This window comes from Bacteroidales bacterium (assembly GCA_018334875.1).
Classification (GTDB): domain Bacteria; phylum Bacteroidota; class Bacteroidia; order Bacteroidales; family UBA12077; genus JAGXLC01.
In genome coordinates this window covers 1-2663 of sequence record JAGXLC010000512.1, presented here as the reverse complement: position 1 = coordinate 2663, position 2663 = coordinate 1, and the positions used below count along the sequence as shown (strand labels likewise).

Here is a 2663-nt window from a genome sequence, read left to right as displayed (position 1 = left end):
AACTTAAAGTACTGGAAAGGAAAAAAACCCAATCTTGCTACCAAAAAAGGCATTATTGACAAACCAGTCGTATTTGATGCTATCGCGAAAGGCGAAGAGGCTTGTGGAATCATAAAAACCGTTAAAGGTAAAGAAGTGATTGTTCGATGCAAGCCCGTCTATAACAGCACCGGTAAAATAAAATTTCTTGTTTCCACTTCAACAACACTTAATGAATTAAACAATTTGTGGGTGCAGCTGGTAAAAGAACGAAAAAAAGGACAGGAAAACCGTCGAGAAATCCACAAACTACGCGATGTCCTGATGATAGGCGAAAATTTTATTTTCGAAAGCCCTGGTATGCGGGAAACCCTGAATAAAATTAAAAAGATAGCCCCTGTTGACTGTAACTTATTAATTACCGGAGAATCAGGGGTTGGTAAAGATTCTATCGCTAAAACAATTCACAAAAACAGCCCGAGGGCTCAGGAGCCTTTCATCCCAGTTAACATTTCAGCCCTCCCAGAAAACTTGATAGAGGCAGAAATTTTTGGGTATGAGGGCGGTGCATTTACAGGTGCATCAAACGTCGGCAAAAACGGACTTTTCGAGCTTGCACATGGTGGAACTCTTTTTTTGGACGAGGTCGGAGACATTCCTCATAATACCCAAGTTAAGATTCTAAGAGCCATTGAAGAAGGTGAAATCCGCAGATTAGGCAGCAATAGAAGAATCAAGCTGGATATACGCATAATCGCGGCAACCAACAAAGACTTGATGGAAATGATCAAAAAAAGATATTTCAGAGACGATCTTTTTTATAGACTAAGTGTAATTCAACTTCATATCAAACCATTAAGGGAGAGAATAGAGGATATCAACCCCCTTTGTAGGAGTTTCATTAATAATTTTAACTATAAGTATAATATGAGCAAAAGATTTTCCGATTCTGCTTTCTACCTGCTTGAGCAGTTTTCTTGGCTAGGTAACGTCAGAGAGTTAAAAAATTTTGTTGAAAAATGTGCGATACTCTCTGAAAAGGACATAATTACTGCCGAGGATATCAGGTCTAATAGCGAAAATATCACAAATTTTACAACCTCTCAACAATTTAGCACCAAACCTGACGTGATAAAAGACTATGAAATCAATGAAAAAAATAGAATATTGGAAGCTCTTGAATATTGTAAAGGCAATAAAAGCAAAGCGGCAACACACTTAGGTATTTCTAGATCTACACTTTACCGAAAAATAAAAGAGCTTTAGTGATTTAGTATATTGCTTCTTGCATAGGGGTGCCCATAACTACACGTAGGATGTTTTAAATTTGACCTGACTTGCAAGAGCTTTGACAAAATAACTCTGACCAATTATTAAAATTTGTGCTTATTTTGCAAGCACTTCTTGCCTTATGTTGACAGTCCTTCTAACCCGTTAATTTAAATAGGAATTTTCACTAAAATCTGTAATTTTAATATTTTTATTCATTTCAAAAAGTTATCACAACTCTCTGTTAATGCGCAACGAGAGTCAAAACATAATTCTATGCTCTTTTTGTACGGTTCCTTTTCTCAGAAAAACCATAACTTTTTTCATATACCATTCACGCATAGGTCAGGAGCCTCCTTGTTATCTTTCCTTGGTAGAAGCTGAAGGTTCCATAACTGGCGGCAAATTAGCCCACCTGGTATAAAGGTATAGATGAGCGGAGATGACTTTTGTGCTAAAGAAAATCATCTCAAATATATTATATCGCCAGTTGGCTTGTGGGGCAAAAGGAATTAAAAGAATGAAATGGATTTTGCTGAATTTTCGGGAATTATATGGATGGATCTATAAATAGAGGGAATTAAATTTCTCAAAACATAATTCAACTGACGACATAACTTGCCATAGTCCCCGCGCAAAACCACGCCAACAAAGTGCAGCACTGATCCGATAGTCGCCAGGTATCTCCCTGCCTTTATCATAAATCCCGGTAGTTTTCATAAACCCTTGCCTCCACAATAATCAGAGGCGTTTTAGAAGTTGTCATCACTTACCGCCCGGATATGGCACGGGCATGTAAAATCGGAAGCACCCACATAACCCAGGGAGGTGTCAACAAACCAGGCTGCTGTAAAGGATTTTCTGTCCGAACTCCAGAGTCGGTGCCTGTGGGTGTCAAAAACCCGGGGAGCGCAGTATTCGCCGAGAATCGAAACCCGGCGGATCTGTGTTTCGAGTTCATCTATGGTGGGCAGTCGCCATGTGGATATTCCGGCAAACCCGGTTTCATTTAAAAAATTAATATAAGCGCCCGCATTTTTCCACTCCACCGGGTAACGGGTTCCGCACTGCTGCCATACAAGCCCGTGGGACAAATCCCTTACAATTTCCCGTTCTTCAGGGATAAAAGCGGGTTTGCTTCTTATCCGGGGCCGCCATTGAGAATCAAGGCCAAACACCCGCCCTGCATCCCGTACCTGTATTTTCAAAGGCTTTTTGCGCAAGGCACCCTTTTTGCTCTCAACTTCCCCGCCTGACTCTTCTTCCGGCATCTGCATGCGGCATGCTTGTTCCAGGTTATCGTGCCATTTCTGATATGCTGTTTTCATTGATTTTCGCATGTCCTGGCAGTCTGAAAAGCGTTTTGTCTTTTCAGGATGAGTTGCCTGGAGTAAAAAGTCGTCCCAGTACTCGCC

At 40.7% G+C, this 2663-nt stretch carries 2 protein-coding genes; one reads left to right on the top strand and one right to left on the bottom strand.

Annotation, left to right across the window (positions count from 1 at the left end):
- Nucleotides 1–1245, top strand: a 1245-nt coding sequence (locus tag KGY70_20560; GenBank protein MBS3777598.1) for a sigma-54-dependent Fis family transcriptional regulator, incomplete at its 5' end; no start/stop codon positions are given.
- Nucleotides 1246–2000: 755 nt separating this feature from the next.
- Here KGY70_20560 and KGY70_20555 read toward each other — a convergent pair.
- A partial coding sequence (locus tag KGY70_20555) for a DUF1566 domain-containing protein (protein MBS3777597.1) occupies nt 2001–2663 on the bottom strand: 663 nt, incomplete at its 5' end.